The sequence below is a fragment of the Vibrio sp. V39_P1S14PM300 genome, assembly GCF_009904765.1.
Lineage (GTDB): Bacteria > Pseudomonadota > Gammaproteobacteria > Enterobacterales > Vibrionaceae > Vibrio > Vibrio proteolyticus.
In genome coordinates this window covers 1-5,239 of the sequence record NZ_WXWP01000084.1, presented here as the reverse complement: position 1 = coordinate 5,239, position 5,239 = coordinate 1, and the positions used below count along the sequence as shown (strand labels likewise).

Sequence of the window (5,239 nt, the reverse complement as noted above, 5' to 3'; positions counted from 1 at the left end):
TCACTAATGAGTTAAAGTTTATTCATATAAAGTCTGACGTTCGGTAACCCAGCAATTCCATTTATGGTTACGTTCATCTTACGCAAAACATTTTCTTAACGTTCACTCTTTTTGTCTTATATTTGAGATTATAAGCAAGAGTGATGAATTTTTATCAGGTGATTGCATTGATATATGAATAACTTAATCATACAGCGAATGCCTTCATCGTGCTGCAGAGGTTTTGATGTGTTTGTAATTAAGTCTCAAAAACGAGATTTAGATCATAGTGGAATGAGGCAACACGTTACCTTTCATCAAAGAAATCTTTATTCCGGATGTATTTTGACATTAAGTGATATGAAAACGGACGAATCAGCCAGGAGCCGAGAGAGCGCCCTAGTCGTATCAGTGTTGGGGTATTTTCGTAAATCCGCCCGTTGTATAGCCAGAGAATTTTACCGACGTGCCAGTAGTAAAAAGGAAGTGGAGGGAGAAAGGTAACGATATCGAGATCGCAGCATACCCGATAAGTTTTGTGACTTAACAGATAACGTCGTTTAAAGCGCAGACCGCCAATAGCCGGTTGTCCAAAAGTAACAACCCGTTTAATTACTTTCGGGTAGTGATGCTCAATGTAGTCGGCTATCACACAACCTATTGCGCCACCGGACGAGTGCCCAGTAACAGAGACTCGCTTTCCTTGCTCAATCAACGGAGTGACAATATTCATCACTCGCTCGAAAACTGATAAACCCAAGGTGTCGTTTTTGTGCGCTGGCAAACTTTCTTGGGTCAGCAAATAGTGGAAACCAGCGTGAATGGGGTAACTCAAGCCAAAGTTTCGACAGTGCTTCTTCCACATCACCAGATTGAGTAGCCAGTCCCAAATATTATGCGAACCTTTAATGACAATAATGACTTCGTCGGATTCTTTGCTCCAGAGAACGCGAATGTAGGTTTTGCCGAATCGATTATTGATGATCCGCTGTCCGGTGGGAGAAAAGCCATAGCGGGTTTGTTTGAAGACTCGTTGGTAAGCAAGATTGCATAGGACGGCGTAGCGCTCATATTGGTAGCGTTTGAGCTTTTTCACTTAACCTACCTGAATTTATCGACTTAGGTTTAAGTGTCACACCGTCACATGAAAGATTGATGACAAATCAGTTCCATTGAATCACGGCGTAAAGTTGGATGTATTTACGCACGAGTTGTTGATTGTTGGAACGTTTCAAAGGATGAGAAAATTTAATGTAGTAGGGGCTAAGCGCGTATTGCGCTTCAAGCATCTGTGACAGCAGTGAGTCACTCTCGTACAGGCTGATTCCTTGTGCGTTGTAGTCGTCCAGTTCATCCGGCAGTTGTCCTGTCCACCAATGCAGAAGTTCTCGGCTCTGTTTACTGCGGCTGATCCAATGATCGGAAAGCAGCAGCAATAAATCGTTGGGTTGAATGGCGTAACCGTATTCCTGCTGCCATAAACCAATTTGCTTCATTAATTTGTGTCGACAGCCGTTTCCAGCACTGACCAGATGAGAGGTCAGGACCCAGACGGTGCCGGCATCTGAGCTGACGCGGTAATGGTGGGGAAGATCGTTGTTCTGATGAATGTCCATTGGTGCGTATTCGCAACCGTGACCAAACTCATGGAGCGTACGAGAAAGGCGTCTGGCAAAGGCAAGCCCCAAGTGATGTTCACTCATTCCACCGTTATGTATGGTTGGGTAATGTTTTTCGCACAACGCCATGCAGTCAGCCTGAAACTCGTTCACACTTTGAATCAGCACATCCAGTAGCAACGCATATCTCCTCGAAATGAGCACAATGCTCAATATCAGCAAAGCGTACCATAAAAATTTCAAACCACTCGTCTAAATTTCGCAACTTCATGATCTTTCCCGTTATTTACATCACGAATTTTTGTTATTCAAACCCGCTTATGTCCGAGTTGCTGACTGAAAACTGTTAGGATTGGGTCAGTTGATCACTTAGCCGATAGGCGAAAAATAGAGAGCCTTCGTTACACATTAAGAGAGAACGAGCATGTCAGAGATTGAATTTACCCACGAACAAAAACAAGCCATGGCAGAAGCACTGCAACGCTTCCTTGAATCCGAGTGCGATACTGAACTGGGACAGTTCGATGCGCTTTTTCTGGTGGACTTTATCAACAAAGAACTGGCGCCAGCGTTTTATAACAAGGGCGTTTCGGATGCGAAGAGTGCTCTGGAACGTAGAATGTTGGACATCAGCGATGACTTTTATTCGATCGAGAAAGATTCGAAGTATTAACCATGATGTAACGCTTTGTTACATGTTTGACTGCGGTTTTTTCTTAGATGAGAGACAAAAACAATAGTGATTAACTTGTTAATATTATTGGCCTTTCGTTGATTTATCTAGGCTTGTCACAAGTGAGCGAAAAGTTGTTCGAAATATTTGAATAACTTATTCAGGTTACTAATATTCCCACATTGTAAATATTGGTAAATACTGTGTTACGCCAATGAGATAAATCGCTATGATAGACATTCTCATTCGGCGCTGGGCACATTTTGGAAACTAAAAATGAGTACAGAAGTTAAAAACTATAACGCGATGGTACGGGCAATCCACTGGATATCAGCGGCCGTCATCATTGGTATGTTTGCTGTTGGTTTGTGGATGGTTGATCTGACTTACTACAGTCAATGGTACAAAACTGCACCTCACTGGCATAAGTCGGTTGGTATCATATTGGCGGCGGTCACAATTTTCCGGATCGTCTGGAAGCATGTAACTTTGTCTCCAAAGGTGGAGGGCAAAGCTTACGAGGTTATCCTGGCTAAACTGGCCCACAGTGCGATTTATTTATTGCTGCTGGTTATCTTTATTTCTGGCTATCTGATCTCGACAGAAGATGGTCGCGGAATCGATGTATTTAACTGGTTTACCGTCCCAGGAGCGGGGGCGTTTTTTGAAGGTCAGGCAGATACTGCCGGTACCATTCATTATTACGCTGCCTGGGCTCTGATTTTACTGGCCGCGCTGCATGCTGTCGCGGCACTCAAACATCACTTTATTGATAAAGACAACACGCTACGCAAAATGATAGGAGCTTCGAAATGAAAAAAACGTTAATTGCTACCGGATTGGCTATGGCAGTTGCACTGCCTTTTGGTGCAAGCGCAGCGGATTATGTAATTGATTCAAAGGGCGCTCACGCGTCGGTTAACTTTAAAGTCAGCCATCTTGGCTACAGCTTTATCAAAGGTCGTTTTAACAAGTTTGAAGGCGATTTTTCTTACGATCCAGCGAATATTGCAGCCTCTAAAGTCAATGTAACGGTCGACACCAGCAGCCTGGATTCTAATCATGCTGAGCGTGATAAACACATCCGTAGCTCAGACTTTATTGATGCAGGTAAATTCCCATCAGCAACATTCACCAGCACGAAAGTGGTTGATAAAGGTGATGGCAACTTAGATGTTATGGGTGATCTGACTCTGCATGGTCAAACAAAACCAATCACAATCAATGCACACTTTGTGGGGGCAGGTAAAGATCCATGGGGCGGTGAGCGTGCAGGCTTCTACGGCACCACCCGTCTTGAACTGGCAGATTTCAATATTGCAGTAATGGGTGATTCGAGCTACGTAGACATGGAACTGCATGTGGAAGGCGTGAAACAATAACGCATTTTGCTTTGTTAAGTAGCCCCCGCATTGCGGGGGCTTTTTTGGTTAAGCGACTTATTTCCCAACCAAAAATCGGTTAAGCCAGTTCGAGTTTGGTTTCACTTTGGTGCTGAACTCGTTCGCCATAAACGGGTCGTAGTGCGGCCAATACATGCTCACGGGTCACCACGCCAACAAACTCACCATCGTCCAGCACAGGCAGCAACTGCGGTTTACTGACTTTCATCGCTTTAGCTCGCTCTTCCAACGATAATGATGTCAGGCGAGTGGCGATGCCCATACTGCTTGTCGGGTATAACTGCTCTTTGTCGATGCACATGAATTCCACAACATCGACCAGGCGGTCATTTGCACTGACTGCAATCACATCTCGCGACATCAGGTCGACAACTTTCTGGTCTTTTTGTGGGATGTAATCCTGGCACCACAGATCAACCATGACATCGTGTGCTGAAAAGAAGCCGACTAATCGTCCTTGCACGTCACATACTGGCGCGCTGGTTAAATGCGTATCGAGCAGGCTATCAATCGCTTCTGGTACCGGCATGTCTGCGCTCAGCGTGATAGGGTGGATGTTCATGATGTCACGGACTGAAACTTCTGAGCTCATAATGGTTTCCTTTTCTGATGTGATAGTCGTGGTCGTGCTGATAGGTGTGATGGTCGCGGACTTTAATTGCGGTCGTCGATAAATACTCCAGTTGGCTAAGCCGACTAAAACCGCGCCCCCTACGATGTTTCCAAACGTCACCGGGATAAGATTGGCGGTAATAAAGTTCGCTACGGTTAAATCCTGAAACTGCATTGCTTCAAGGCCCAGTTGCGCCCAGAAACTTTCAGGTGCAAAGGCATGAATGGTAATGCCAAGTGGGATCATGAACATATTGGCGACACAGTGTTCAAAACCACTGGAGACAAACATTGCCACTGGCATAATGGTCATCGCCGCTTTTGTCATTGCGTTAGCCGAGCTGAAGGTCAGCCATATTGCCAGACACACCAACAGGTTACATAAGACGCCAAGAAAAAAGGCTTCCAGAGTGGTGTGGTGCAATTTGTGCTGGGCAATATTGAGTGCATTCAGACCCCATTGACCATGATCCATCTGATACAACCCGGCACCTGAGACGATAAACAGCAGCGCCATTGCACCGATGAAGTTTCCCAGATAGACCTTACCCCAGATAGACAGCATTTTGCGCAGGCTAATCTGCTTGTTGGCCCAGGAAATCGAGGAGAGGACGGAACTGGTAAACAATTCACCGCCACAAATGACAATCAGTATCAAGCCCATGCTGAATGCCAGCCCGCCAACCAGGCGAGTCAGCCCCCAGCCAGCGTTCCCACTTCCTGTCGTCACCGTGATATAGAAAAGAAACGCCAGGCCGATAAAAGCACCGGCCATCACCGCTAAACTCAGCGTCATACCACTGGTTTTTTTTGCCTTGCTGATCGCGAATTTTTCTGCTTCAGCCATCATCTCTGATGGAGAAAACAACTGGATGTTATTGGATTGGGTGGTCGACATACGCACTCCCTAATCTATTTTTCATTATTACCTCCTTTTCAAACAAGACATTATG

Annotated in this window: 6 protein-coding genes; 3 read left to right on the top strand and 3 right to left on the bottom strand. The window is 45.3% G+C overall.

Translation table 11 applies throughout. From position 1 onward, the window contains the following. Positions 1-286: 286 nt before the first annotated feature. Together CAG65_RS03965 and CAG65_RS03960 are read right to left on the bottom strand one after the other, a co-directional pair. On the bottom strand, positions 287-1,075 hold the full coding sequence (locus CAG65_RS03965; protein WP_161452330.1) for a lipase family protein: 789 nt from the start codon (positions 1,073-1,075) through the stop codon (positions 287-289). A 67-nt stretch (positions 1,076-1,142) separates the two neighbouring features. Beyond that, the gene (locus tag CAG65_RS03960) at positions 1,143-1,778 is read right to left on the bottom strand and encodes a hypothetical protein (protein WP_021705305.1); all 636 of its coding nucleotides are present in this window, start codon (positions 1,776-1,778) and stop codon (positions 1,143-1,145) included. Between the two features lie 244 nt (positions 1,779-2,022). On the opposite strand from CAG65_RS03960, the gene CAG65_RS03955 reads away from it, so the two are divergent. From CAG65_RS03955 to CAG65_RS03945, 3 genes are all read left to right on the top strand, one after another. Beyond that, positions 2,023-2,271, top strand: coding sequence for a DUF2164 domain-containing protein (locus tag CAG65_RS03955; RefSeq protein WP_040902561.1), 249 nt, complete (start codon positions 2,023-2,025; stop codon positions 2,269-2,271). A 276-nt stretch (positions 2,272-2,547) separates the two neighbouring features. Next, positions 2,548-3,087 (top strand): cytochrome b, encoded by a 540-nt coding sequence (locus CAG65_RS03950; protein WP_021705303.1) that lies wholly within the window; start codon positions 2,548-2,550, stop codon positions 3,085-3,087. Next, positions 3,084-3,653 (top strand): YceI family protein, encoded by a 570-nt coding sequence (locus CAG65_RS03945; protein ID WP_161452329.1) that lies wholly within the window; start codon positions 3,084-3,086, stop codon positions 3,651-3,653. Before CAG65_RS03950 ends, CAG65_RS03945 begins: the two co-directional genes overlap by 4 nt. Positions 3,654-3,732: 79 nt before the next feature. Here the strand turns inward: CAG65_RS03945 and focA are convergent, their stop codons facing one another. Beyond that, on the bottom strand, positions 3,733-5,184 hold the full coding sequence (gene focA, locus CAG65_RS03940; RefSeq protein ID WP_161452326.1) for a formate transporter FocA: 1,452 nt from the start codon (positions 5,182-5,184) through the stop codon (positions 3,733-3,735). Between the last annotated feature and the right edge of the window lie 55 nt (positions 5,185-5,239).

What these genes read in the sequence shown, in the direction of transcription:
- CAG65_RS03950 (WP_021705303.1), top strand. Translation starts at nt 2,548, where the DNA reads ATGAGTACAGAAGTTAAAAACTATAACGCGATGGTACGGGCAATCCAC.
- CAG65_RS03945 (WP_161452329.1), top strand. Translation starts at nt 3,084, where the DNA reads ATGAAAAAAACGTTAATTGCTACCGGATTGGCTATGGCAGTTGCACTG.
- CAG65_RS03955 (WP_040902561.1), top strand. Translation starts at nt 2,023, where the DNA reads ATGTCAGAGATTGAATTTACCCACGAACAAAAACAAGCCATGGCAGAA.
- focA (WP_161452326.1), bottom strand. Translation starts at nt 5,184, where the DNA reads ATGTCGACCACCCAATCCAATAACATCCAGTTGTTTTCTCCATCAGAG.